We start from the raw sequence: 24,253 nt of genomic DNA, 5'->3' as shown, positions 1-24,253 counted from the left end.
GTGTTATCCCTCCCCCTCAGTGCCGGATCCGCAGGCGGTCGGTACTGTCCTCGCTCGGTTGTACGACGACGATGCCCTGGCCGGAAAAGGCCATCTGGTAGGCCTCCCCGCTGCCCCGCCCGACGAGCGAGGAAGCCTTGAAGCTGCGCTTGCCCTTCACCTTCAGGTTCGGGGACCAGGCGACGAGGGCGTCGGGGTCGACGTACGTCTCGTCCTCACCGCGGCCGCAGTCGACGACGATCGGCGTGCCGCGCGAGGTCAGGGCGACCCAGCCGGTGCCCGCGATCTCCACGTTCCACAGGCCCTGGCCGGCGAACTTGGCCATGCCCTTGACCTTCTCCACACCCCACTGGAGATGCGCGTCGAAAGCCAGCACATTGGTGCCGTTGACGGAGATGGAGTCGTTGTTGAGGTTGATGACGACGACATCGGCGCCGTAGTCGGCGAGGTAGAGCAGCCCGTCGCCGGAGCACTTCATGATGGGCGCGCCCTCGCCGGTCACCCACTGGGCGGCGATCTGGCGCACGGCGGGCGGGTTGGGCTCGTACTGGACGAAGCCCTCGTAGGCGACCATCGAGCCGGTGCGCGCGTACAGGTCCTGGCCGGTAGCCATGGCGACCTTGAGCATGGTGCGGCCGTGGTTCTCCATCCGGGCCGCCATCGGGGTCGGGGCGAAGCCCGCGAGTTGCTGGTTCATTCTTCGGGCTCCCTCAGACCTCGTACGGCTGGACGACGATGAAGTTGCCGGGGGCGCCCCGGAACTGGAGGTTCACGGTCTCTCCGCTGTGTCCCGGGTACGCGTTGCGGCGCAGCCGGACCTGGCTGGAAAGGATGACCTGCGAGGCGGCCGACCAGGCGACGACCGCGTTGCAGTCGGCGAAGGTGGTCGGGGTGACCGGCAGGACCACGGGGATGCCGTGGGTCTTGACGACGACCGTGCCCGTGCCCTGGAACATCATTGTGAACAGCGCGCCGCCCGGGATGCCGTGGCCCTCGATGCGTCGCACCTCGTGCTGCAGCGACTCGTCGAAGGCGAGCACGTTCTCCGCGGAGACGCAGATGCCGTCGCCCTGAAGCTCGATCGAGTGCAGATGCGCGCCGTCCTCGGCGAGAAAGACCTGGCCGCGTCCGGTGCAGCGCATCAACTGCATTTCCTGGCCGGTGGCGTTGCCGACGACGCGGCCGGCGAATCCGGCGCCCTTGTAACTGAAATCGACCTTGCCCTGGTACATGACCATGCTGCCCTGGCGGGCCAGCACGGGCGCGCCTCCCATGGTCAGGTCGACGCGCATGAGCTGCTGGTTCTGCGGGGTCCAGCGCTGTCCCGTGGCGGTCTCGCGGTACGGCTGCAGTGCGGCCTGCAGGCCCGCGCCGGTCTGCGGCACACCTTGGGGGACGCCCTGGGGCATCCCGCCCGGAGGCATACCGGGCGGCTGCTGTCCGTAGGGAGCGGGGGCCTGCTGACCGTAGGGCGGCGGCGTGCCCTGCTGCGGCATCTGACCGGGGACCTGGCCGGGCATCTGGCCCGGTACCTGGCCGAACTGCGGCTGCTGCTGCGGCTGTCCGTACGGCGACGGGGCCGGCGGCGGCACGGTGCCGGCCGGCGGGCTCATCGGTGCGGCCATGGTCGGTGCGGCATGCATCTGCTGCTGCGGGGGCGGCGCGTGACCGGCCGGTGCCCCGAACGCCGGCGCGGGCTGCGGAGCCTGCGGCGCGGCGGGCGCCCCGAAAGCGGGAGCCGGCGCGGCCGCCTGGGGCGGCGGCGCGAACGACGGCGCCGCGGCCTGTGGCTGCTGCTGGGCCGGTTCCTCCGCGACCTCGCCGCCGAAGTTCTTCAGCAGAGCATCGAGGCCGCCGTCGAAGCCCTGGCCGACCGCGGCGAAGCGCCAGACGTCCTTCAGGTAGAAGTCACCCAGCATGACCGCACGCTCGGTCGTGAACTCCGAGCCGGTGAAGGCGTATCGGACGACCTCTTCACCACCGGCGACGATGCGGATGTATCCAGGGCCGACCTGGGACATCTGCCCCGCACCGTCGATCGTGGCGGTGAAGGAGAGCTTGTGGATGTTTGCCGGGATGCGGTCGAGCGTGACGCGGAACGACTCGGTGTCGCCGGACTGCGCCCCGAGCAGTTGGATGGACTCCTCGGGCGACTTCGGCTGGTTGAAGAAGATGAAGTACCGGTCGTCCGAAAGCTGCTCGTTGGCATCCAGACCGAAGCAGCTGATGTCGAAGGTCAGTCCAGGAGCGGCGATCTGCACACCTACGTACAGATCCGTTCCCGGCGTGAGATCACTGATCTTGGCCTTGTGGCCGCGTTGGAATTCCCTGGCCATGCGTTACGACCGTCCCCCATCCCGAATGTGAATGCGTCGCGCCAGGCTAACGGCTGAGTGCGACATTGAGCCAAGCCGGTACACATTCGGTACAGGAACGTCGAAGTCACTCTCCGCGCGCGGCAGGCAGGTGGGGCAGCCGGTCGGCGGCGACGACGCCCTCCAGATAGCCGCGAGCGCGCTCGGTACGGGGATAGGCCTCGAGCAGCCGCCAGAAACGGGGCCCGTGACCTGGTACGAGCAGATGGGCCAACTCGTGGACGAGGACGTAGTCCACGACGTACTCGGGCATGCCCTGCAGACGGTGCGACAGGCGGATGCTGCCCTCCGACGGCGTGCAGGAGCCCCAGCGGGTGTTCTGGTTCGTCACCCAGCGCACGGAGGCGGGCCGCGCGCGCCCTTCGAAATACTGGGCGGACAAGCGCTCCGCCCGCTCGGTCAGCTCCGCGTCGCCGAGGACCCGCTTGCTCTCCTGCGCCGCGAGTTTGTCGAGCATGACGCCGACCCAGCGCTGTTCCTCCGCCTCGGACATCCGGGCCGGGATGAGCACGATGGTGCGGTCACCCTCCCGGTAGGCGGAGACCGTCCTGCTGCGCCGCGTGCTCCGGCGAACCTCTACCGCACTCGTCCACGAGCCGCGGGGCAGGGGGCGTTTCGCGCCACGCTGCTGGCTCCCAGCGCCGCGCGGCGAGGTCTCGCCTGAGAGGCGAGGGGATGGATCGACGGACACGACCCGACGTTACCCGCTGTCAGCGGGAGAAGTCCCACCCCCGGAACGGTTCGCACGTGATCCACCCGATGACTGCACCATTTGAACGACTAATACGCGGTGCCTGTGGACAACTTTTCACGGCCGTCTCCGCCGCACTGCATTCTGACAACGGCTCACAGCCGAGCCTTCTCGGAACGATCAGCGGGGGAGCCGATATGCATCCAATGATGAAGCCTGCCTTCAGGCGGGCATGGCGGGACCGCCAGTCCGTGCAGTTCGGCGTCACGCCCGCGCACGCGGTCACGCTCGGCCCCGTGGACACCGCCACCGGCGCCTTGATGGAGTTGCTGGACGGGACACGGGGCCTGCCGCTGCTGCGCGAGGAGGCGCGGGCGATGGGACTGCCGGACGGCAGGGCGGAAGCCCTGGTGAACCGCCTGACGGCGGCGGGGCTGCTCGACGACCCGACCGCGGGCGGCCCGGCGGCTGATGCGCTTCGCAGGCGGACCACGGCCCACGACCGGCTGCGACCGGACCTGGCCGCGCTGTCCGTCATCCATCCCGAACCGGGCGGAGCAGCCGGCCGCGTGGCCGCCCGACGGGCCATACGGGTCCAGGTGCGCGGAGCGGGGCGCGTGGGTGCGACGATCGCCGCGACGCTGTCGGCCGCAGGGGTGGGGCGGGTCGAGGTACTGGACGGCGGATACGTGGAGCCTGTGGACGTGGCACCCGGTGGGCTGCCGGCGGAGGCCATCGGGACCCGCCGGGACGCAGCGGCCAGGCGCCTTGTCCGGCGCACCGCCCCCGACCGTCCACCGCGGGCCGCCGAGACGCAGGAACCGACTGTGAGCGAGCCCGGCCTCAGCCTCGTCGTGGTGGCGCCGCGCGACGGGCTGGCCGCCTACGCGCCCGCTCCCGCCGAGGCAGAGCAGTGGATCACCACCGGCACTCCGCATCTGTACGCGGGAGTTGTCGAAGCGACCGGCGTGGTCGGCCCGCTGGTACTGCCGGGCTGCACGGCCTGCGCCGGCTGCATGGAGCACGTGCGGGCCGAGCGCGACCCGGGGAGGCCCAGGCTGCTCGCGCAGTGGCGCTCCGGCCGCCGCAGGACGGTGGCCGCGTGCGACATCGCGCTCGCCACAGCCGTGGCCGGGATGACGGCGTGTCACGCGCTGTCCTTCCTCGACGGCGAGGCGCCCGCGAGCACGGGCGCACGGTGGGAGGTGTCACTGCCGCAACTGTCCTGGCGTTCGGAACTGGTCGCGCCCCATCTCGACTGCGCCTGCAGTGCGGCGGGGAACACTGAGAGGGGGCACACACCGCCGGTCGGTTCGATACGCGAGACAATGACCGGGTAACCGCGGTCGACGGAGTGATGCCGTAGGCGCACGCGGCAGGCTGTCTGGGATTTGGAGGGGCGCATGTCTGATCTTCCCCGGAAGGCGGTCACCCGGACCGCCAAGTTGGCAGCGCTGCCACTGGGCTTCGCCGGCCGGGCAACGTGGGGGCTGGGCAAACGGATCGGCGGCAAGTCCGCCGAAATCGTGGCCCGCGAGCTGCAACAGCGGACGGCCGAGCAGCTGTTCAAGGTGCTCGGGGAGCTCAAGGGCGGTGCGATGAAGTTCGGACAGGCCCTGTCCGTCTTCGAATCGGCACTGCCCGAGGAGATCGCCGGACCGTATCGGGCCGCCCTGACGAAGCTTCAGGAAGCGGCCCCGCCCATGCCGACGCGCACGGTCCACGCGGTGCTCGAGGAGCGCCTGGGAGAGGACTGGCGCGAGCTGTTCCTGAGCTTCGAGGACAAGCCCGCGGCCGCCGCGTCGATCGGACAGGTGCACCGCGCTGTCTGGCACGACGGGCGCGAGGTCGCCGTCAAGGTTCAGTACCCCGGCGCAGGCGAGGCACTCCTGTCGGATCTGACCCAGTTGAGCCGATTCGCTCGTTTGCTGGGTCCGCTGATCCCCGGCATGGACATCAAGCCCCTGATCTCGGAACTGCGGGACCGTGTCTCCGAGGAATTGGACTACGCACTGGAGGCGCAGGCCCAGCGTGAGCACGCGGCGGAGTTCGCGGGCGATGCCGACGTCCTGATCCCGGATGTGGTGCACCAGAGCGACCAGGTCCTCGTGACGGAGTGGATCGACGGCATACCGCTCGCGGAGGTGATTTCCAGCGGCACGGTTGAGGAACGGGACCGCGCGGGCCAGCTGCTGGCGCGCTTCCTCTTCTCCGGCCCCGCGCGCACGGGACTTCTGCACGCCGACCCGCACCCCGGCAACTTCCGGCTGCTGCCGACCGACGACGACGAGGGCTGGCGTCTCGGTGTGCTGGACTTCGGCACGGTGGACCGGCTGGCCGGCGGGCTGCCTGACACCATTGGCGAATGTCTGCGCATGACTCTTGAGGGCGAGGCCGAGGCCGTCTACGGGCTGCTGTGCGAGGAGGGCTTCGTCAAGGAGACCATCGACCTCGACCCGGACGCGGTTCTGGACTATCTGCTGCCGATCATCGAACCGGCGGAGGCGGAGGAGTTCACCTTCACCCGCGGCTGGATGCGCACCCAGGCGGCGCGGATCGCCGACATCCGCTCCCCCGCCCACCAGTTGGGCAAGCAGCTCAACCTTCCGCCCTCGTATCTGCTGATACACCGGGTCACACTGAGCACGATCGGGGTCCTCTGCCAGTTGAACGCGACCGTGCGGCTGCGGGACGAACTCGAATCGTGGTTGCCCGGTTTCGTAGCGGAGGAAGACACCGAGGACAGCGTCGCAGTCGAGGCGTAGGCATGAGGCCCGAGCGGGAACACCGCTCGGGAAGCCCTCGCAACCAAGGCCGACCGGGGGCTTCCCCGGTCACCACCAGTTGGAGTCGAGCCTGCCCTCGATCGCCCTGATGTTGGCCCGCGCGCAGTCCTCGCAGAAGTAGTGGCGCACTCCGTTCTCCACGGAGAAGGTCCAGGTCACCGGCACCCCCTCCGCGACTACGCCGCAGCCGGCGCACACGATGCTCCCGGCACCCGGCCGCTCGGGGTGAGGAGTCTTGTCCTGGTCCACCTCGCGACGATACCGCCGCGGCCCGCCCGGTCCGGGGACAACGCACCGTGGGGGCCGATCCGTTCGGACCGGCCCCCACGGAGACAGTGTTGCCGTCAGTGCATGACGGCCATGGCCAGGGCACGACGCGCGCGCAGCGACACGCGCTCGGCGCGGCGCTGCATGCGTCGGGCGGCGACCAGGCGCACGGCCTGGCGTTCCGCGTCGACTTCACGCAGCCGCTCGTGCATATGTGCACGGGCCAGGGCTTCTGGGATGAGTTGCATTTCGCGGGTCCTGTTCTGACGCGAGGCGTTCGCGCCGATGGTGGTGACTGCTGGGGTGGCGGAGCTCTGCGGCTCACGCGTGGAAGAGGTCATCGGAGCCTGCTTCTTGGGGTCGTGCGTGACGGGTCGATCGATGGTTCCGATGGCGTTCATGCCGCAACCGGGTTCTTGCGCGGGCGACCACGCGGCCGCTTGCGGGCGACGACAACCCCCTGGACGAAGAGCTCTCCGCCCCAGACGCCCCACGGCTCACGCCGCTCCTTGGCGCCTGCGAGGCAGGCCTCCATCAGCGGGCAGGTGCGGCAGAGGGACTTGGCGTACTCGACGTCGGCCGGCGACTCGGCGAAGAAGACCTCCGGGTCGTAGGAACGGCACGGGACGGGTACGCCGAGGTTCTCGATGGCGTCGTCGAGCGCGGTGAGCGCGGTGAGGGGAGTCAAGGTGGAGTCCTCGGTACGAGCGGGCGGGGAGATCGTCTCGGAAGGCGGTACGGACGGGGCGTGCGCTTCGAGTTGCACGGTGTGTTGTTCCTCGTCTGTTCGTTCCGGCCGGTCGGCCGGGTGGCAGTTGGTACCGGGTGCTTCTGGTCCCGAGGCACCTTCGCTCTGTGCTCCCGCTGGGGAAAACAGAAGGGCCGCGGATCCCGGGTGGGGTTCCGCGGCCCTGAAGGCGCCGGCCTGATGCTGGATCAGGCTGGATCACTCCAGGGTTCGAGCCCGCGGAAGGCCCACTTCATGTGGTGCTGCGTCGTCTGCTGCCGGGTCTTGGCACTGGCTGCCGCAAAGGCATAGGTCCGGGCCTCTGCCGCTGCTTCTCCTGCTTCCAGTGCCTTGGTCGGTCGCTCATTGCGCTCCATGACGGGGAGACCGCCCAGACCGATCACGGGAAGCACGGCGGAGATGCCGGACATACCGGTGCCGACGAACGCCGAAGAGAAGCCGAGCGAGCAGGCGGAAGCGACCGAGCGATCGGTCATTTTTGCGGTGCTGACGAAGCTGGTGTAGATGCTGACCACTGGAATCGCCTCCTCTCGGCGTCTCGGGGACCGGACGAGCCGGTCACGCTATTCGGATAAGTACAGCACGAAGACAGGGCTTCAGTGAAGCCGCTGTTCTCGTGGTTAAGAACCTATGGGGCTGGCTGGGGCACGCGCAAACTATTTTTTCGACGAGTTTGTATCAGTCGTCCTCGGCGACCGCCTCAAGCTCTTCACCTGCGCAGATGGCCAGAACATCGGCGCCGAAGCGATCCAGCTTGCGCCCACCGACCCCGGAGATGCCCGCCAGTTCGTGCTCACTGCCCGGCACGGCCTCCGCGATGGCCATCAAGGTCTTGTCCGTGAAGACGCAGTACGCGGGCTGGCCCAGCTCCTTGGCCTGCTCCGAGCGCCACTCGCGCAGCCGCTCGTAGAGCGCCTCGTCCATGTCGGAAGGACAGTCCTCGCAACGCATCAGCTTCATCTCACCGGCGTCCGTCAGCGTCTTGCCGCACACCCGGCACAGGACGGGACCGCGCCGCTTGCGGCGGCCGCTGCCACGCTCGACGCCGCCGGCGCCGCCCGCGGTCCGCGGCCCGGCCGCCGCCGAACCGGGACGGATGCCGTTCAGGAAGCGAGTAGGCCGGCGCGAGGCCCGACCACCGGGGGATCGCGACAACCCCCAGGAGAGGGAAAGGTGCAGCCGGGCTCGCGTGACGCCCACATAGAGCAGCCGGCGCTCCTCCTCGACCTGCTCGTCGGTCTTGGCGTAGGTGATCGGCATCATGCCCTCGGTGAGCCCGACGAGGAACACCGCGTCCCACTCCAGGCCCTTGGCCGAATGCAGGGAGGCGAGCGTGACGCCCTGGACGGTGGGCGCGTGCTGGGCGGCTGCCCGCTCGTCCAGCTCGGCGACCAGGTCGGCCAGGCTCGCCTGCGGCTTGACCCGCACGAAGTCCTCGGCGAGGCGGACCAGGGCGGCCAATGACTCCCAGCGGTCGCGCACCGCACCGGAACCGGCGGGCGGCTCGGTGGTCCATCCCTTGGTGGACAGGACCGCCCGCACCTGGGCAGGCAGATCCTCGGCGTCGTCGAGCAGCGCGTCGTTCCCCCCCGCGCGGGCGGCGCCGCGCAGGGCGATCCCCGCCTCGCGCACCTCCTGCCGCTCGAAGAAACGCTCGGCCCCGCGCAGTTGATAAGGAACGCCCGCGTCGGCCAGGGCCTGCTCGTAGACCTCCGACTGGGCGTTGATCCGGTACAGCACCGCGATCTCGCCGGCCGGGACACCGGTAGCGATCAGGTCGCGGATGCGGCGTGCGGTGCCCTCCGCCTCGGCCGGCTCGTCCGCGTACTCCACGTAGGCCGGCTCGGGGCCGGGTTCGCGCTGGGAGATCAGCTCGAGGCGGTGCTCCGAAGCCCGGCCGCGGGCCTGGCCCAGCAGGCCGTTCGCGAGATGGACGACCTGGGGTGTGGAGCGGTAGTCCCGGACCAGTTTGACCACGGTGGCGCGGGGGTGGCGGGTGCGGAAGTTCAGCAGGTGGTCGGGGGTGGCACCGGTGAAGGAGTAGATCGTCTGGCTGGCGTCGCCCACCACGCACAGGTTCTCCCGGTCGCCGAGCCACAGGTCGAGCAGGCGCTGCTGGAGCGGGCTCACGTCCTGGTACTCGTCGACAACGAAGTGCTGGTACTGGCGGCGGACGTGGTCGGCGATGTCATGCCGGTCCTGGAGGATCCCGACGGTGAGCAGCAGCACGTCCTCGAAGTCGATCACCGCCCGGTCCCGCTTGAGCTGCTCGTACATCCCGTAGACCTGGCCGATCTCGGCGGGATCCCGAGGAGCGTCGCGCAGCGACTTGGCGACCGCGGCCGGGTAGTCGCCGGGAACGGTCTGCGTGACCTTGGCCCACTCGATCTCGCCCGTGACGTCCCTCAGCTCGTTGCGGTCGAGGCGGATACGGCAGCGGGCCGCGGCCTCCGCCACCAGCTGGATCTTGCGCTCGAGCAGCCTGGGCAACTCGCCGCCAACCGCCTTCGGCCAGAAGTACTGCAGCTGGCGCAGGGCGGCGGAGTGGAACGTACGTGCCTGGACGCCGCCCGCGCCGAGCTGGCGCAGCCGGCCTCTCATCTCTCCAGCGGCGCGGTTGGTGAACGTGACGGCCAGCACACTGGCGGGCGGGAGTATGCCCGCGCGCACCCCGTACGCGATGCGGTGGGTGATCGCGCGCGTCTTGCCCGTGCCGGCTCCTGCCAGCACGCACACCGGACCGTGCAGAGCGGTCGCCACTTCGCGCTGCTCTGGGTCGAGCCCCTCGAGCACGGCGTCCGCCGACTCGGGAACCTGCGGGAAAAGGGAGGAGTGCGTTGCTGCTGTCACCCCGCCATGCTGCCAGGTCGGCCGGGGCGGATGCGGCGGTTGTCCACAGGGGTGCGTGATTGGTCGTACGAACCGCATCACACCGGTGCCGGGAATCGCCGCCGGGTCACGTACGTTCTAGCCCGAGGTGATGACACACACCGCCCCGAGACCTGAGGAGCACGAGAGACGATGCAGGGCACTGTGACGATGTACAGCACCACCTGGTGCGGATACTGCCGTCGGCTGAAGAGCCAGATGGACCGCGAAGGCATCGCCTACACCGAGATCAACATCGAGCAGGACCCGGAGTCGGCGGCCTTCGTCGAGAAGGCCAACGGAGGCAACCAGACGGTGCCGACCGTGCTGTTCCCCGACGGTTCGACCCTGACCAACCCCTCGCTCGCCCAGGTCAAGCAGAAGGTCGGCGTGTAAGCGCCCACAACAGGGGGCGCCGGTCCTTGATGACGGGTCCCTCAGAGGACGTCACCGGGCTTGGGCAGCGGCTTGCCGTACCAGAGCTCGATGAGGCGGGCCGCGATCGATATCCCGTAGGGAGGCAGCACCTCCCCAGACTCGAACGCGGCCCGCAGGTCTTCCCGGGAGAACCAGCGCGCCTCATGGATCTCCTCGCCGTCCACCTCGATGTGCGACGACGTGGCGCGGGCCATGAAGCCCAGCATCAGACTCGAGGGGAAGGGCCACGGCTGGCTGGCGATGTACTCGACCTCGCCGACGTCGACACCCACCTCCTCGCGAACCTCTCGGCGCACCGACTGCTCGATCGACTCCCCCGGCTCCACGAAGCCCGCCAGCGTCGAGAAGCGGCCCTCCGGCCAGTGCACCTGTCGGCCGAGGAGGGCGCGGTCCTCATCGTCGGTGACGAGCATGATCACGGCGGGGTCGGTACGGGGGTAGTGCTCGGCGCCGCACGCCTGGCAGCGGCGGATGTGGCCCGCGGCGGCGATGACGGTGCGCTCGCCGCAGCGGGAGCAGAAGCGGTGGAGCCGCTGCCAGTTCTCGAGGGCGACCGCGTGCACCATGAGCCCCGCGTCGCGCGGCGACAGCAGCAGCCCGGCTTCGCGCAGCCCGGCGGGCCTCGCCGACTGGTCCATGCGCCCCGGCAGGGTGTCCTTCTGGAGGGCGAAGTAGCGCACTCCTTCCTCGTCGGTACCGAGGAAGTAGCGGTGCGTCTCGGTGACCGGCGCCTCGAAGGCCGGTGTCATGACCAGCTCGGTGCGGCCGTCGGGGGTGTCGTCGATCAGCACCTGCCCGCCGCAGACCACGAAGACCCGGGTCGTGGGGTGACTCCACGCCGCCGCGAGCCAGGCCTCGTCGAGGCGGTTGTGCGCCTCACGGTCGATGCCGCTCGGTGCGGTGAGACCGATCGGACGGCTTGCGGCGTCGACGTAGCTGTTGGTGCTCACGGTTCTTCCAACTCCCCCGGGAGGTTTTGGGATGCGATTCAGCGAAGGGCTTCGGCCATGTCGCCCCACAGATGGGCGGTGGTCTCCACGCCCTTGAGGAGCAGATCCAGCTCGACCTTCTCGTTCGGTGCGTGCCAGCCGTCGGACGGTACGGAGATGCCGAGGAAGAGCACGGGCGCCGCCAGCACGTCCTGGAGGTCGGCGGCGGGCCCCGAGCCGCCCTCGCGGGTGAAGCGGATCTTCTGTCCGTCGAAGGCCCGGCCCATGGCCCGGACGACCGACTGGAGTGCCGGGTGGTCCAGCGGGGTCAGGCAGGGGCGGGTGGCCGCGCCGAAGACGACCTCGTGACGGATGCCGGCCGGCACCTTGGAGGCGACCCAGTCGGTGACCGCGCGCTCGATCTTGTCCGGTTCCTGCCCCGCGACCAGCCGGAAGGACAGCTTGAGCCGGGCGGACGAGGGGATGATCGTCTTGCCGCCGGGCCCCTGGTAACCGCCGCCGATGCCGTTCAGCTCCGCCGTCGGGCGGGCCCAGATGCGCTCCAGCGTGGAGTAGCCGGCCTCGCCGAGGGTGCCGTGCGACGTGGCGGTGCGCAGCCAGGTCTCCTCGTCGAAGGGGAGCTCGGCGAAGAGCTCACGCTCGGCGTCGGTGAGGGGCGCGACGCCTTCGTAGAACCCGGGGACGGTGACTTGCTCGTTCTCGTCGTGCAGTGCGGCCACGAGGCGGGCGGCGACCGTCGCGGGGTTGGGGACGGCTCCGCCGAACGACCCCGAGTGGATGTCCTGGTCGGGGCCGTACAGGGCGATCTCGCAGTCGGCGAGGCCACGCATGCCCGTGCAGACGGTGGGAGTGCTCTTCGACCACATGCCGGTGTCGGAGACGATCACGGCGTCGGCGGCGAGCCGGTCGGCGTGGGACTCGACCAGTGCGCGGAAGTGCGGGGAGCCCGATTCCTCCTCGCCTTCGATCAGCATCTTCAGGTTCACCGCCGGGGCGGTGCGCCCCGTGGCGGCAAGGTGTGCGCGCACCCCGAGGGTGTGGAAGAACACCTGGCCCTTGTCGTCGGCGGCGCCACGACCGTACATCCGGCCGTCGACGATCTGCGGCTCGAACGGGTCGGTGTGCCAGCCGTCCTCGCGGGCGGCGGGCTGCACGTCGTGGTGGCCGTACACCAGCACCGTGGGTGCGTCCGGGTCGCCGGACGGCCACTCGGCGAACACCGCGGGGGCGCCGGGGGTGGGCCAGATCTCGGCGACCGGGAAGCCGGTCCTTGCAAGCTCGGCCGCGAGCCACTCGGCGCTGCGCCGTACGTCCGCGTCGTGCTCGGGCTGCGCCGACACCGACGGGATGCGCAACCACTCGGCGAGGTCGTCGAGGAAGGCGGCGCGGTGCTGCTCAATGTACGTACGGACGGCGCTGTCCGGGGTGTCGCTCATGCTCCTGAGCCTAACGGGCCCCCGCACCGGACTCGTCGGCCGTCCCGCCCAGCAGGATGCGCTCCAGTCCCGCACGGTCGGGAAGGCCGTCCGGACGCACGACCTCGCCGGTGCGTACGAAGACGAACGCGGCGGTCACCGCGTCGAGCGGTATTCCGTGCTGTTCGGCCCATGCCACGCGGTAGACGGCGAGCTGGAGGGGGTCGGCGGCGCCGTTGCGCGCGGTCTTCCAGTCGACGATCTCGTACGTTCCCTCCTCCGTCCGGTACACGGCGTCGATACGGCCCCGGATCACGCGGCCCGCGAGGGTGAACTGGAACGGCGCTTCGACGCGGTGGGGTGTGCGGCGTGCGTACGGGGTCCGCTCGAAGGCCTCTTTGAGAGCCGCCAGATCCTGCTCGTCCGCGATGTCGTGCTCGTCGGCGCCGCCGGGGAGTTCGTCGGGGCCGAGCATGGGCAGGGGGAGCTCCTCGAAGCGCGACTCCACCCATGCGTGGAAGCGGGTGCCTCTGCGGGCCGCAGGCTGCGGGGGCCGCGGCATGGGGCGAGCGAGCTCCTTGGCGAAGCCGTCGGGGTCGGCGGCGAGGCGCAGGAGCTGGGAGGCGGACAGGGAGGTCGGCACAAGCACGTCGCGGACGGTCGCGCGGGTGCGGCGCAGCTCGCCGGCGAGCGCGTCGAGGTCACGATCCCAGGAGGCGATGGTGCGGGCGTCTTCGGGTGTGAGCGGGGTGTCCGGCTCGGCCCCTGCCTTCTCCGCGGTCAGGGGAGGCGGCGGGTCGGCGGGCATGCGGGGGCCCGGCACGGCGGCGTCCGGGAACTCGCCGAAGGGGTCGTCGAAGGGGGGCGGTGCGTCGTCCTCCGGCGGGGCGTCCTCCGGCCAGGCCCACTCGTCGCCGGCGGCCGGAGCCCCGGTCCGGGCCTCCGGCTCTTCGTAGGCGGCCGACGACGGGGCCACTGCATCCGGCTCGTCGGAAGCGGCCGAGGACAGCGCCTCGAGGTGCGCCAGGACCGTTTCTGCCGCCGCCCGGCGGCGGGCGAGCGAGGTCGGGTCGAGCGGCAGAGGCCAGGCGTGGTCCGCGGTCGCCGCACCCAGTGCCGGGTTCTCCGCGTCCTCGGCCGGCTCTTCCGCCCACACCTCGATCTCGCCGTACCCCTGCTCGCAGTGGTCGTACAGCGCCTGGAGGAACGCCGAGGGACCGCGTCGGCGCTTCTGGCTGGGGCCCCACCAGTGGGCCGAGCCGAGGAGGAGCGAGCGGGGGCGGGTGAAGGTGACGTAGCCCAGGCGGAGTTCCTCCGTGTGCTGGTGGTCCTGCATCGCTTCCTTGAACGCCTTCAGGCCCCGCGCATCCCACGACTCGACGTCCGGGAGCGTGTCCGCGTCGCCCCTCAGGGCGTGCGGAAGGACCTTGGACTGCGAGGTCCAGGCCTCGCGCGCCCGATCGTTCGGGAAGTGCTTGGCGACAAGGCCGGGGACGGCGACGACGTCCCACTCCAGGCCCTTGGACTTGTGCGCGGTGAGCACCTTGACCGTGTTCTCGCCGCCCGGGAGGGCGTTGTCGAGGCCCTTCTCGTACTGCGCGGCGGTGCGCAGGAAGCCGAGGAAGGCCAGCAGCGTCGCTTCTCCGTCCAGCGCGGCGAAACCCGCCGCGACGTCCAGGAAGTTGGCGAGGGTTTCGCGGCGGCGGGCGGCCAGCGCGTGCGGGGAGGCGGACAGTTCGACCTCGAGACCGGTCGTGGAGAGCACCCGGTGCAGCACATCCATGAGCGGGTCGGACAGCGACCTGCGCAGGTCGCGCAGTTCGGCGGCGAGGCGGGCGAAGCGGACCCTCGCGTCGGCCGAGAAGGGCAGGCCGTCGTCCTCTCCCGAGGCCGACTCCAGGAACGTGTCGAGTGCGTCGGCGAGCGAGACGACCTCGGCGGGGTCGGTGCCCTCCACCGCCGCGGCGAGGCGCTGGTCGGGGTCCTCGTCCACGGAGACTCGGTGCACCAGCAGCCGGGCACGGCGGCCGAGCAGGGCCAGGTCGCGGGGACCGATCCGCCAGCGCGGGCCGGTGAGCAGTCGGACGAGCGAGGCGTTGGCGCCCGGATCCTGGAGGACCTCGCAGACGGCCACCAGATCGGCGACCTCAGGCAGGTGCAGCAGCCCGGACAGGCCGACGACCTCGACGGGGACGTCGCGCGCGACGAGGGCGCCCTGGATCTCGGGGAAGTCTTCGGCGGTACGGCACAGGACCGCGATCTCGCCCGGCTCCTTGCCCGTGCGCACCAAGTGCGCGATGGAGTCGGCGAGCCACTCGATCTCGTCGGCATGCGTCGGCAGCAGCGCGCAGCGCACGATGCCGTCCCGCTCGGCGCCGGGGGCGGGCCGCAGGGCCTCGACTCCCTCGTGCATGGCGCGCAGCGGCGTTGCGAGGCCGTTGGCGAGGTGCAGCAGCCGGCCCCCGCTGCGGCGGTTCTCGCTGAGCGAGTAGCGGGTGGCGGGACTGCCGTCGGCGTACGGGAAGTGGACGGGGAAGTCGTCGAGGTTGGCGACCGACGCTCCGCGCCAGCCGTAGATCGCCTGGCAAGGGTCGCCGACGGCGGTGACCGCGTGTCCCGTGCCCTGCCCGAAGAGGCCCGAAAGCAGGAGCCGCTGCGCCACGGACGTGTCCTGGTACTCGTCGAGCAGGACGACCCGGAACTCGTCGCGCAGGACGGCGCCGACCTCGGGCCGGGTGAGTGCGAGCTCTGCGGAGAGGGCGATCTGGTCGCCGAAGTCGAGCAGGTCCCGCTCCCGCTTGGCCGCGCGGTAACGGAGCGTCAGGTCGAGCAGCTCGCGGCGGGCCTCGGCGGCCTCGGGGACCTTGCGGAGGTCGGCGTTGCTGAGCCGGGCGCCCTCCAGGGTGCGCAGGAGCTCGGTGTCGTACGCCGCCAGCCGGTCGGGGCGGACCAGATGCTCGGCAAGCTCCGCGTCGAGCGCCAGCAGGTCGCTGACCAGGGAGGGGAAGGACCGGGTGAGCGCCGGGTACGGCCCGGGGGCTTCGCGCAGCACGCGGGCGGCGAGCTGATAGCGGGTGGCGTCGGCGAGGAGCCGCGCGCTGGGCTCGAGCCCGATACGCAGGCCGTGGTCGGTGAGCAGCTGACCGGCAAAGGCGTGGTACGTCGAGATTCGGGGTTCGCCGGGAGGGTTGTCCGGGTCGATGACGTCGGGGTCCGTCACCCCGGCCCGTACGAGAGCGGTGCGGACGCGCTCGGCCAGTTCTCCGGCGGCCTTGTTGGTGAAGGTCAGACCGAGGACCTGCTCGGGCGCCACCTGGCCGGTGCCGACGAGCCACACGACCCGTGCCGCCATGACCGTCGTCTTCCCCGAACCGGCTCCGGCCACGATGACCTGCGGGGCGGGCCGCGCGGTGATGCAGGCCGTCTGCTCCGGGGTGAAGGGGATCCCGAGGAGCTCCTTGAGCTGCTCGGGATCGGAGATACGTGCGGTCACCCCATAGAGGCTAATGGGGACCACTGACGGCAGTGGTCCCCATATGTCCGGCCACCTGCGTGCCGGGCGGCCAAGGCTCGCCGAGAGGCGGTCCTGAGTGCTTCGGGCGGTGGACGGTTCAGGAGTCGCTCGGGCCGTCTGCGGCCGTACCGGCGCCCGAGCCGACGTCGGCGGCGTCGCTTCCGGATGTGCTGTCGGATTCGCTGCCGGATTCGCTGCCGGATTGGGTGGCTCCGCCGGACTCCGATCGCGTGCCGGTTCCGGAGTCGGCCTCGCTGCCGGTGCTCGCGCCGGTGTCCGAGTCCGTGCCGCGCTCGGATCCGGTGTCCTGGCCGCTTTCGTCACCCGCCGCCGACTCACCCGATTCGCCCGTGCCCGACTCTCCCGTGCCCGACTCGCCCGTGCCCGACTCTCCCGTGCCCGACTCTCCCGTGCCCGACTCGCCCGTGTCCGACTCGCCGGCCTGCGGCGCCTCGCCCGTCTGGGACTCGCCCGCCTCGAAACCCGTGCCCAGGCCCGCGCCTCCGGTCAGGTTCTCGAGATCGACGACCTCGCCGGGCGGCGGGGCCTTGACCTCGACCGGCTTGTCGTAGTCCGAGAGAAGGATGGTGCCGGTCTCGGTGCCGCCCGTCTTGACGATCTTGAGGATGTGCGGCTTGCCTTCCTTGGCGATGTGGACAGTCGTCGTCCTGCCCTCCGCCTTTTTCACGAGGGTCACTGTGGCGACGCCGTCCTCCTGGGCGTCCGGCCCCTTCGTCATCTGCTTGCGGTCCGCCTCGTCCATGTCCATCTCGGAGAAGACGGCCCTGAGGTCGCAGACGCGGTCCATGGCCTCGATGGTCCCGGCGGGCATCGTGATCCAGCGGCCCTTCATCAGATCGACGACCGCGCCGCCGTCGCTGCCGCCGGGAGACTCGGAGGAACGCTCCTGCAGAGTGGCGTTCCAGAACTGCTCGTCGCCCTTGAGGTACATGACCTTGGCCACCTTGCGGAGCTCTGCCCTGCCTCCCTTGGCGCCGAGGAGACCGGTGCAGTTCTCGGCGTCCAGGGCGAGGTCGATGGAGACCGGTTCGCCCTCCTTCTCGATCCGGCCCGCCATCTTCAGCGACTTGGCGTCCTTCGTGGCCTCGACCGCCCTGTCGGCGATCTGCCCCGCGTCCAGGCCGGCCAGCGATCCGCCGGTGGCGGTCACCCGCCCCTGCTGCTCCCCCGAGACGCCCTTGGCCTTGACGTCGCTGTCACCGCCCCGGGTACAGCCCGTCAGTACGACGATGACGCTCGCACAGGCCACCACCCTCGCCAGGGACTTCCGCTTGGCCGTCATGTTGTTTCTCCTCGCAGATCCGGGTCGGCCGCCGCAGCCCGTTGCAGCGGCCTGAACTCCATTGGATTCCCTGCGAATGTGACGAAACCGGGCAAAACACCGATCATTCCACTATTTGGCGGCCCTCCGGCTGCGCGCTGCACGAGGCGCGGAAGGCGCAGTGAGCGCAGTGCTGCCCGGTGGCGGGCGTGAAGCGCTCGGCGAGCACACGACCGGCCGCGGTGGCGAGCAGGTCGCCCACCCACTCCCCCGCGAGCGCCTCCTGTGCCTTCACCTTGGGCAGGGCGTCGCCGCCCTCCTTCTTGGCGGCCGGCTGACGCAGCTGCACCAGTTCGGCACCGCCCGCCTCGGGGCGACGCCCGCCGAAGACCTCGTCGACCGCGCCCTCGCGCACGGCGAGCTGGTAGACCGCGAGCTGGGGGTGGCGGGCGACCTCGTCCTTGGTCGGCGTCTGCTTGCCGGTCTTGAAGTCGACGACGTAGGCGCGGCCCTGGTCGTCCTGCTCGACGCGGTCCATGGAGCCCCGGATGCGCACCTCGAACTCGCCCGCCTGCAGGGTCACATCGAAGTCGTGCTCGGTGGCCGCGGGGGTGCGTGTGCCGCGGTCCATCACGTGCCAGCGCAGAAAGCGTTCGAGCGCGACGCGGGCGTGTCCCTTCTCCTGCTGCGACTTCCAGGGGGCGTCGAAGACCAGCGCGTTCCAGACCGAGTCGAGACGCTCCATGAGGACGGCGAGATCGGCGGGGGTGCGACCGGAGGCCACTTCATCGGCGAGGACGTGCACGACGTTGCCGAAGCCCTGAGCGGCGGTCGCGGGGGCGTCGGCCTTCACCTCACGGCCCAGGAACCACTGGAGGGCGCAGCTGTTGGCCAGCTGGTCCAGTGCGCTCCCGGAGAGGGTGACGGGCTGTTCGCGGTCGCGCAGCGGCTTCGCGCTGTGCGTGACGTCGTACAGGCCCCACCAGCGGTAGGGGTGAGCCGCCGGCACCAGCGGGTTGCCGTCGTCGTCGCTCAGTGCGGCAAGCCGGGCGAGCCGGCGAGCCGCCGCCTCCCGCAGCTCGGGGGACGCGTCCGGGTCCACGGTGGTCGCACGCAGCTCGGCGACGAGCGGGGCGACAGCGAGAGGACGGCGGGGCCGGCCCGTGATGTCACGCGGCTCCGTGCCGAGTTCGGTCAGGAAGCGGGAAGGCTGGTCGCCGTCGTCGGCCGGGGCCTTGACCGCGGTGACGACGAGCCGGTCGCGGGCGCGGGTGGCGGCCACGTAGAAGAGTCGGCGCTCCTCGGCGAGCAGGGCGCCGGGGGTGAGCGGCTCCGCGAGACCGTCGCGGCCGATGCGGTCGGCCTCCAGCAGGGAACCCCGTCGCCGGAGGTCGGGCCACAGACCTTCCTGCACTCCGGCGACGACGACGAGGCTCCACTCCAGGCCCTTGGAACGGTGCGCGGTCATCAGCCGTACGGCGTCGGGGCGAACCTCGCGCTTGGCGAGGGTGTCGGCCGCTATGTCCTGTGCTTCGAGTTCCTCGATGAAGTTGAGCGCACCGCGGCCGCCGGTGCGCTCCTCGGCCCGGGCCGCCGTCTCGAAGAGCGCGCAGACGGCGTCGAGGTCCCGGTCGGCGTTGCGTCCGGCCGCGCCACCGCGGAACGCGGCGCGTTCCAGGCGCTGCGGCCAGGGGGTGCCGTCCCACAGATGCCACAGGGCCTGCTCCGCGGTGCCGCCGCCCTCGAGGAGCTCGCGCGCCGTGCGCAGGAGCGCTCCGAGCCGCTGGGCGCCCCGGGCGTACGCGGGGTCGTGCGCGACGAGGCGCTCCGGCTCGGCAAGCGCGCGGGCGAGGAGTTGGTCGGACGGTGGGGGCAGCGCATTGCCCCCGGCCCGTTCCTCGTCCCGCAGCGCCCGGCCGAGCCGGCGGAGGTCGGCGGAGTCCATGCCCCCGAGGGGCGAGCCGAGGAGAGTGAGCGCGGTGTCGATGTCGATCCAGGAGGTGGACTCGGCGGCGGAACGGGATGCGGCCTCAGAGCTGGACTCAGCCGCGGAACTGGACGCGGCCGCGGATGCCACGCCTTCCGCCGACCCCGTACGCGTCCCCGCGTCCGCCCCCGCCCCCGTCTCCGCGCTGCGGCGGGCCGCCGCCGTGGCCACCGTACGGAGGGCCGTCAGCAGAGGTGCCACCGCGGGCTCGTGTCGGAGTGCCATGTCGTCGCCGTCGACCTCGAGCGGGACGCCGGCCGACGTCAGGGCCCGCCGGATCGACGGGATCGTACGGCCGCCCGCCCTGACCAGGACCGCCATGTCGTGCCAGGGAACGCCCTCCTCGAGGTGCGCGCGGCGCAGGATGTCCGCGATGTTGTCCAGCTCGGTCGAGGCCGTCGGACAGGTGTACGCCTCGATGCGGCCGCCTTCGCGGACCGCCGACAGCTCGCGGTGCGCCCGCACCTTCTCGGACGGCAGTCGTGTCAGCGGCATCCGGCGGGTGAGGAGGCGGGTCGCCTCCAGCAGGGTCGCCCCGCTGCGCCGGGAGGTGGTCAGCACCGCCACGTCCGACGGGCTGCCGCCCGCCTTCGGGAAGGCGTCGGGAAAGTCGAGGATGCCGTTCACGTCGGCGCCGCGGAACGCGTAGATCGACTGGTCCGGGTCACCGAAGGCGATCAGTGTCCGCCCGCCGCCCGCGAGCGCCCTGAGCAGTCGCACCTGGGCCGGGTCGGTGTCCTGGTACTCGTCCACGAAGACCGCGTCGTAGGCGGGCAGGGCCGCCTCCTCCGCCAGCGGCACGGCACGGTGCACGAGTTCCGCGTAGTCCAGCACGCCCTGCAGGTCCAGGACGTCGAGGTACTCGGCGAGGAACGACGCGGCCGCCTCCCAGTCGGGCCGGCCGGTGCGGGCCGCGAAACGGGCGAGGGAGTCCGGGCCGAGGCCCAGTTCGCGGCTGCGGGCCAGTACCGCACGCACCTCGTCGGCGAAGCCGCGCGTGGTGAGGCAGGCCCGCAGCTCGTCGGGCCAGTTCACACCGGGCAGGCCGATCTGCCCGGCGAGCAGTTCGCGCACGGTCACGTCCTGCTCGGGCCCGGACAGCAGCCGCAGCGGCTCGGAGAACAGGTCGGCGTCCTGGTTCGCCCGGACCAGCGCGTAGCAGAACGAGTGGAACGTCGTCGCCTGCGGTCCGCGCGTGCCTCCCAGCCGCAGCGCCATCCGGTCCCGCAGCTCCACCGCCGCCTTGCGGCTGAAGGTGAGGACGAGGATGCGTGCCGGGTCCGCGCGTCGCGCGATGCGCGCGGCGACGGCTTCCACCAGCGTCGTCGTCTTCCCGGTGCCGGGCCCGGCGAGTACCAGCAGTGGCCCTTCGCGGTGGTCAACCACCGCGCGCTGAGCTGCGTCCAGCACAGGGGGAGCCACGCGGCCCGGAGGGGTTCGCACCAGCCGGTACGCACCCGTGGACCCCCGGCGTACCTGCTGCGGGTACGACGGACGCCCGGTGGTGGAGGAGGAGCTCACGTGGTTCGCCGGTCCTGGTGGGTGTGCTGGTGGTGAGATCGCGGTCGGTGCCGCGCGCCGACGACGCTACGCCAGGGCGCCGCGTGCGGGCGGCGACTGCGTCACCTGTCCTGTGTGGTCCCCGCACTCGCCGCGCAGGTGCCGCTTGGCGGAAGCTGTCATATGTGAGCTTCGTCGCCGTGCGGCCCGACGCCGTCCCAGCGCGCACGTTTCATGTCGAGGCGCGGCATGTGCCCCTCGGCGCTTCGGGATGCCCCGCGCAGCGGAGTCCCCTCCTCGCGGTAATGCTCCAGGGCGCGCAGTTCGTGGCCGGGCAGCAGCACTCCGTCGGAGCGCACGACGCGCCACCACGGCACGGCTCCGCCGTACAGCGCCATGACTCGGCCGACCTGGCGGGGTCCGGACTCGCCGAGCCACTCGGCGACGTCCCCATAGGTCATGACCCGGCCCGGGGGGATCCGCTCGGCGACCTCCAGAACCCGCTCGGCGTATTCAGGCAGCTCGTCCATCCGACCCATCCTGCCGCACGGCACCGACAGTGCTGTGGACGAGAGGTCTGTGCTACACAGCGGGCAAAACAGCGCATAAGCGTCAAAGAGGTGTACGGTACGCGCCTCGCGTCACCGCGATGCACCCTGATGCCCCCCTCTGTCGTCCGGTCGTGCCACCATCGTGCGGGCGGTGACTGGTGATACGAGATCAAGAAGAGACCGAGACGGCGAAGGAGCAGGGCGTGCAGCCTTCGAAGGCAGCAGGCGCCCCTGACCCCGAGCCGGACCCGAAGAAGCCGGCTTTGGGAACGGGCGCCGAGGTGGCTCACGCGGACCGCGTCTCCGGGGACGAGCCGCTGCTCGCCGCGCGCGTGCACCGCCCGTCGGACCTGATGCGGCTACTGATCGGCATCATGCTGATCGCGATCGTCCTGGCCGTCGCCGCGTTCGCACAGGGCACCACGACTGGCCTCGAGCAGGACATCAACAAGGGCACCGGCCAGGCCCCGGACCTGCTGGTCAAGATCGCGGGCCTGGCGTCCAGCATCGCCGTGCTGCTCGTCCCGGTCGCCTTCGCCATCGAGCGGCTGATCAAACGGGACGGACTACGGATCGCGGACGGTGTGCTCGCCGCGGTCCTCGCCCACGGGGTCACCCTCGCCACCGACCTCTGGGTCGCCAAGAGCGCGCCCGGCAGCCTCCAGGACGCCCTGACCCAGGCGCAGACCGGCGGTGCGCTCACCGATCCGGTGCACGGGTATCTCGCGCCGGTCATCGCCTACATGACCGCCGTCGGCATGGCCCGCAGACCGCGCTGGCGCGTGGTGCTGTGGGTGGTGCTGCTCCTCGACGCGTTCGCGATGCTGGTCGCCGGCTACACCACCCCGTTCTCGATCCTCCTCACCGTGCTGCTCGGCTGGACCGTCGCCTACGGCACCCTCTACGCCGTCGGCTCACCGAACGTCCGTCCCACCGGCCAGAATCTGCTCGCCGGTCTGCGCCATGTCGGCTTCCATCCGGTGACCGCCATGCGTGCGGAGGAGGATGCCGCGGAGAACGCCGACACGGACCGCGGCCGCCGCTATCTGGTGTCACTGGAGGACGGGCCGCCCCTCGACGTCACCGTCGTCGACCGCGAGCAGCAGGCACAGGGCTTCTTCTACCGGGTGTGGCGCCGGCTGACCCTGCGCTCCATCACCACCCGCCGCTCCATCCAGTCGCTGCGTCAGGCGCTGGAGCAGGAGGCCCTGCTGGCCTACGCGGCGATCGCCGCCGGCGCCAACGCCCCCAAACTGATCGCCACCTCCGAGCTCGGCCCCGACGCCGTGATGCTCGTGTACGAGCACTCCGGCGGCCGCTCCCTCGACTCCCTTCCGGACGAAGAGATCACGGACGACGTCGTGCGCGGCGCCTGGCGGCAGGTGAAGGCGCTCCAGTCACGGCGCATCGCCCACCGTCGGCTCGCCGGGGACGCGATCCTCGTGGACCCGGACGGCAAGGTGATCCTCACGGATCTGCGCGGCGGCGAGATCGCGGCCGGCGATGTCGTGCTGAGGATGGACATCGCCCAGCTGCTGACCACCCTTGGGCTGCGGGTGGGTGCGGAACGCTCGGTGGCCGCTGCCGTCGAGGTGCTCGGCCCGGACAAGGTCGCCGACTGCCTCCCCCTGCTCCAGCCGATCGCGCTGAGCCGCTCCACCCGCGCCACCCTGCGCCAGCAGGCGCGCGAACGGGCCCACCGCGAACGAGAAGCGGTGCTGGAGGCCTCGGAGGCCGCGAAGCGGGCGCGCAACGCAGAGCCGCCTGCCGACGACCGCAAGACCGCCCGCAAGGTGGAGCGTGCGGAGAAGCAGGCCGACAAGCGTGCCCTGGACGAGGCCATGGACGAGGCTCGTGAGGAGGATCTGCTCTCCCAGATCCGCAGACAGGTGCTGCTGATCAGGCCGCAGGCTCCCGTGGAGCCGGTCCGTCTTGAGCGGATCAGGCCGCGGACGCTCGTCAGCTGCATCGCCGGCGCCGTCGCCGCGTACTTCCTGCTGTCGCAGATCGCCGACTTCGACTTCGGCACGATGTTCGCCAACGCCCACTGGGGCTGGGTGGCGGCCGCCCTGCTGTTCTCGGTGCTCAGCTACTTCGCCGCGGCGATGAGCCTGCTGGGGTTCGTGCCGGAGCGGATCAGGTTCCTGCGTACCGTGCTCGCGCAGGTCGCCGGGTCGTTCGTCAAGATCGTCGCCCCGGCGGCGGTCGGCGGTGTCGCACTCAACACCCGCTTCCTCCAGCGGTCGGGGGTCCGTCCCGGTCTGGCCGTGGCCAGTGTCGGCGCCTCGCAGCTCTTCGGTCTCGGCGCGCACATCCTGCTGCTGCTCTCGTTCGGTTATCTGACCGGTACGGAGAAGACGGCGTCGCTCACCCCGTCCAGGACGGTGATCGCGGGACTGCTGACGGTCGCCGTGCTCGTGCTGGTGGTCACGGCGATCCCGTTCCTGCGGAAGTTCGTGGCGACCAAGCTGCGCTCGCTGTTCGCCGGTGTGGTGCCGCGCATGCTCGATGTGCTGCAGCGGCCGGTGAAGCTGCTCACGGGCATCGGCGGGATGCTGCTGCTGACGTCTGTGTTCGTGCTCTGCCTGGACGCGTCGGTCCGAGCGTTCGACGGCGGCAACCAGCCGGTGAGCTACGCGAGCATCGCCGTCGTGTTCCTCGCGGGCAACGCGCTGGGCTCCGCCGCGCCGACGCCAGGCGGTATGGGCGCCGTCGAGGGTGCGTTGATCGGCGGTCTGGTGCTGGTGGGGGTGCCCGCGGCGGTCGCTACCCCCGCAGTGCTGCTGTACCGGACGATGACGCTGTGGCTGCCGGTCCTGCCGGGCTGGCTCGCCTTCACGCACCTCACTCGCAAGGGTTTCCTGTGACACGGGGCGGGGTC

At 71.1% G+C, this 24,253-nt stretch carries 18 protein-coding genes; 5 read left to right on the top strand and 13 right to left on the bottom strand.

The features are described 5' to 3' along the window. Nucleotides 1-16: 16 nt before the first annotated feature. From ACIQ7Q_RS03360 to ACIQ7Q_RS03350, 3 genes are all read right to left on the bottom strand, one after another. Nucleotides 17-697 carry an AIM24 family protein gene (locus ACIQ7Q_RS03360; RefSeq protein WP_403855748.1) on the bottom strand — a complete coding sequence of 227 codons (681 nt, stop codon included), beginning with the start codon at nt 695-697 and terminating at the stop codon, nt 17-19. Between the two features lie 13 nt (nt 698-710). After that, nucleotides 711-2,336, bottom strand: a complete 1,626-nt coding sequence (locus ACIQ7Q_RS03355; protein WP_403855746.1) for a TerD family protein — start codon at nt 2,334-2,336, stop codon at nt 711-713. Nucleotides 2,337-2,442: 106 nt separating this feature from the next. Next, a complete protein-coding gene (locus tag ACIQ7Q_RS03350) occupies nt 2,443-3,066 on the bottom strand; it encodes a M48 family metallopeptidase (protein ID WP_403855744.1) in 624 nt (207 codons plus the stop codon). Between the two features lie 197 nt (nt 3,067-3,263). Here ACIQ7Q_RS03350 and ACIQ7Q_RS03345 point away from each other — a divergent pair, with 197 nt between their 5' ends. Together ACIQ7Q_RS03345 and ACIQ7Q_RS03340 are read left to right on the top strand one after the other, a co-directional pair. Further along, the gene (locus ACIQ7Q_RS03345; protein WP_403855742.1) at nt 3,264-4,406 is read left to right on the top strand and encodes a ThiF family adenylyltransferase; all 1,143 of its coding nucleotides are present in this window, start codon (nt 3,264-3,266) and stop codon (nt 4,404-4,406) included. Nucleotides 4,407-4,469: 63 nt separating this feature from the next. Continuing rightward, nucleotides 4,470-5,831 carry an ABC1 kinase family protein gene (locus tag ACIQ7Q_RS03340; RefSeq protein WP_403855740.1) on the top strand — a complete coding sequence of 454 codons (1,362 nt, stop codon included), beginning with the start codon at nt 4,470-4,472 and terminating at the stop codon, nt 5,829-5,831. Nucleotides 5,832-5,900: 69 nt separating this feature from the next. Here the strand turns inward: ACIQ7Q_RS03340 and ACIQ7Q_RS03335 are convergent, their stop codons facing one another. The 5 genes from ACIQ7Q_RS03335 to ACIQ7Q_RS03315 all read right to left on the bottom strand — a co-directional run bounded on the left by ACIQ7Q_RS03335 (nt 5,901) and on the right by ACIQ7Q_RS03315 (nt 9,795). Continuing rightward, the gene (locus ACIQ7Q_RS03335; RefSeq protein ID WP_403855738.1) at nt 5,901-6,101 is read right to left on the bottom strand and encodes a hypothetical protein; all 201 of its coding nucleotides are present in this window, start codon (nt 6,099-6,101) and stop codon (nt 5,901-5,903) included. Between the two features lie 95 nt (nt 6,102-6,196). After that, nucleotides 6,197-6,520, bottom strand: coding sequence for a hypothetical protein (locus ACIQ7Q_RS03330; RefSeq protein WP_403855736.1), 324 nt, complete (start codon nt 6,518-6,520; stop codon nt 6,197-6,199). Further along, nucleotides 6,517-6,885 carry a WhiB family transcriptional regulator gene (locus ACIQ7Q_RS03325; protein WP_403855734.1) on the bottom strand — a complete coding sequence of 123 codons (369 nt, stop codon included), beginning with the start codon at nt 6,883-6,885 and terminating at the stop codon, nt 6,517-6,519. Before ACIQ7Q_RS03325 ends, ACIQ7Q_RS03330 begins: the two co-directional genes overlap by 4 nt. A gap of 170 nt (nt 6,886-7,055) precedes the next feature. Then, nucleotides 7,056-7,382, bottom strand: coding sequence for a hypothetical protein (locus ACIQ7Q_RS03320; protein WP_403855732.1), 327 nt, complete (start codon nt 7,380-7,382; stop codon nt 7,056-7,058). A gap of 163 nt (nt 7,383-7,545) precedes the next feature. Next, entirely contained in the window at nt 7,546-9,795 is a 2,250-nt protein-coding gene (locus ACIQ7Q_RS03315) for an ATP-dependent DNA helicase UvrD2 (RefSeq protein ID WP_403855730.1), read from the bottom strand. Nucleotides 9,796-9,888: 93 nt separating this feature from the next. Here ACIQ7Q_RS03315 and ACIQ7Q_RS03310 point away from each other — a divergent pair, with 93 nt between their 5' ends. Next, nucleotides 9,889-10,131, top strand: a complete 243-nt coding sequence (locus ACIQ7Q_RS03310) for a mycoredoxin (RefSeq protein WP_005312266.1) — start codon at nt 9,889-9,891, stop codon at nt 10,129-10,131. Between the two features lie 41 nt (nt 10,132-10,172). Here ACIQ7Q_RS03310 and nudC read toward each other — a convergent pair whose 3' ends face one another. Genes nudC through ACIQ7Q_RS03295 form a run of 3 tightly spaced genes read right to left on the bottom strand, consistent with a single transcriptional unit; the run spans nt 10,173 to nt 16,031 of the window. Then, nucleotides 10,173-11,123 carry an NAD(+) diphosphatase gene (gene nudC / locus ACIQ7Q_RS03305; RefSeq protein ID WP_403855728.1) on the bottom strand — a complete coding sequence of 317 codons (951 nt, stop codon included), beginning with the start codon at nt 11,121-11,123 and terminating at the stop codon, nt 10,173-10,175. A gap of 38 nt (nt 11,124-11,161) precedes the next feature. Beyond that, the gene (locus ACIQ7Q_RS03300) at nt 11,162-12,559 is read right to left on the bottom strand and encodes a dipeptidase (protein WP_403855726.1); all 1,398 of its coding nucleotides are present in this window, start codon (nt 12,557-12,559) and stop codon (nt 11,162-11,164) included. A 10-nt stretch (nt 12,560-12,569) separates the two neighbouring features. Beyond that, nucleotides 12,570-16,031: an ATP-dependent helicase gene (locus ACIQ7Q_RS03295; RefSeq protein WP_403855724.1), complete on the bottom strand. Its 3,462-nt coding sequence runs from the start codon at nt 16,029-16,031 to the stop codon at nt 12,570-12,572. 97 nt (nt 16,032-16,128) lie between these two features. Here ACIQ7Q_RS03295 and ACIQ7Q_RS03290 point away from each other — a divergent pair, with 97 nt between their 5' ends. Continuing rightward, nucleotides 16,129-17,547 (top strand): pentapeptide repeat-containing protein, encoded by a 1,419-nt coding sequence (locus tag ACIQ7Q_RS03290; protein ID WP_403856413.1) that lies wholly within the window; start codon nt 16,129-16,131, stop codon nt 17,545-17,547. Here the strand turns inward: ACIQ7Q_RS03290 and ACIQ7Q_RS03285 are convergent. Further along, entirely contained in the window at nt 17,459-20,842 is a 3,384-nt protein-coding gene (locus ACIQ7Q_RS03285; protein ID WP_403855722.1) for an ATP-dependent helicase, read from the bottom strand. The genes ACIQ7Q_RS03290 and ACIQ7Q_RS03285 overlap by 89 nt on opposite strands. A gap of 158 nt (nt 20,843-21,000) precedes the next feature. Next, complete coding sequence (locus ACIQ7Q_RS03280; protein WP_356633845.1) at nt 21,001-21,351, bottom strand: MGMT family protein; 351 nt, start codon at nt 21,349-21,351, stop codon at nt 21,001-21,003. A 224-nt stretch (nt 21,352-21,575) separates the two neighbouring features. Here ACIQ7Q_RS03280 and ACIQ7Q_RS03275 point away from each other — a divergent pair, with 224 nt between their 5' ends. Continuing rightward, on the top strand, nt 21,576-24,239 hold the full coding sequence (locus ACIQ7Q_RS03275) for a lysylphosphatidylglycerol synthase domain-containing protein (RefSeq protein WP_403855719.1): 2,664 nt from the start codon (nt 21,576-21,578) through the stop codon (nt 24,237-24,239). The last annotated feature ends 14 nt before the right edge of the window (nt 24,240-24,253 follow it).

Source organism: Streptomyces sp. NPDC096176 (genome assembly GCF_044763255.1).
GTDB lineage: Bacteria > Actinomycetota > Actinomycetes > Streptomycetales > Streptomycetaceae > Streptomyces.
The sequence above is the reverse complement of the archived record's forward strand: the minus strand, read 5'-3'. Positions and strand labels throughout refer to the sequence as shown.

Excerpts from the sequence above, each read along its gene's own strand:
- ACIQ7Q_RS03360 (WP_403855748.1), bottom strand. The coding sequence starts at position 697 with ATGAACCAGCAACTCGCGGGCTTCGCCCCGACCCCGATGGCGGCCCGG.
- ACIQ7Q_RS03355 (WP_403855746.1), bottom strand. The coding sequence starts at position 2,336 with ATGGCCAGGGAATTCCAACGCGGCCACAAGGCCAAGATCAGTGATCTC.
- ACIQ7Q_RS03345 (WP_403855742.1), top strand. The coding sequence starts at position 3,264 with ATGCATCCAATGATGAAGCCTGCCTTCAGGCGGGCATGGCGGGACCGC.
- ACIQ7Q_RS03340 (WP_403855740.1), top strand. The coding sequence starts at position 4,470 with ATGTCTGATCTTCCCCGGAAGGCGGTCACCCGGACCGCCAAGTTGGCA.
- ACIQ7Q_RS03330 (WP_403855736.1), bottom strand. The coding sequence starts at position 6,520 with ATGAACGCCATCGGAACCATCGATCGACCCGTCACGCACGACCCCAAG.
- ACIQ7Q_RS03315 (WP_403855730.1), bottom strand. The coding sequence starts at position 9,795 with ATGCGGTTCGTACGACCAATCACGCACCCCTGTGGACAACCGCCGCAT.
- ACIQ7Q_RS03310 (WP_005312266.1), top strand. The coding sequence starts at position 9,889 with ATGCAGGGCACTGTGACGATGTACAGCACCACCTGGTGCGGATACTGC.
- ACIQ7Q_RS03300 (WP_403855726.1), bottom strand. The coding sequence starts at position 12,559 with ATGAGCGACACCCCGGACAGCGCCGTCCGTACGTACATTGAGCAGCAC.
- ACIQ7Q_RS03280 (WP_356633845.1), bottom strand. The coding sequence starts at position 21,351 with ATGGACGAGCTGCCTGAATACGCCGAGCGGGTTCTGGAGGTCGCCGAG.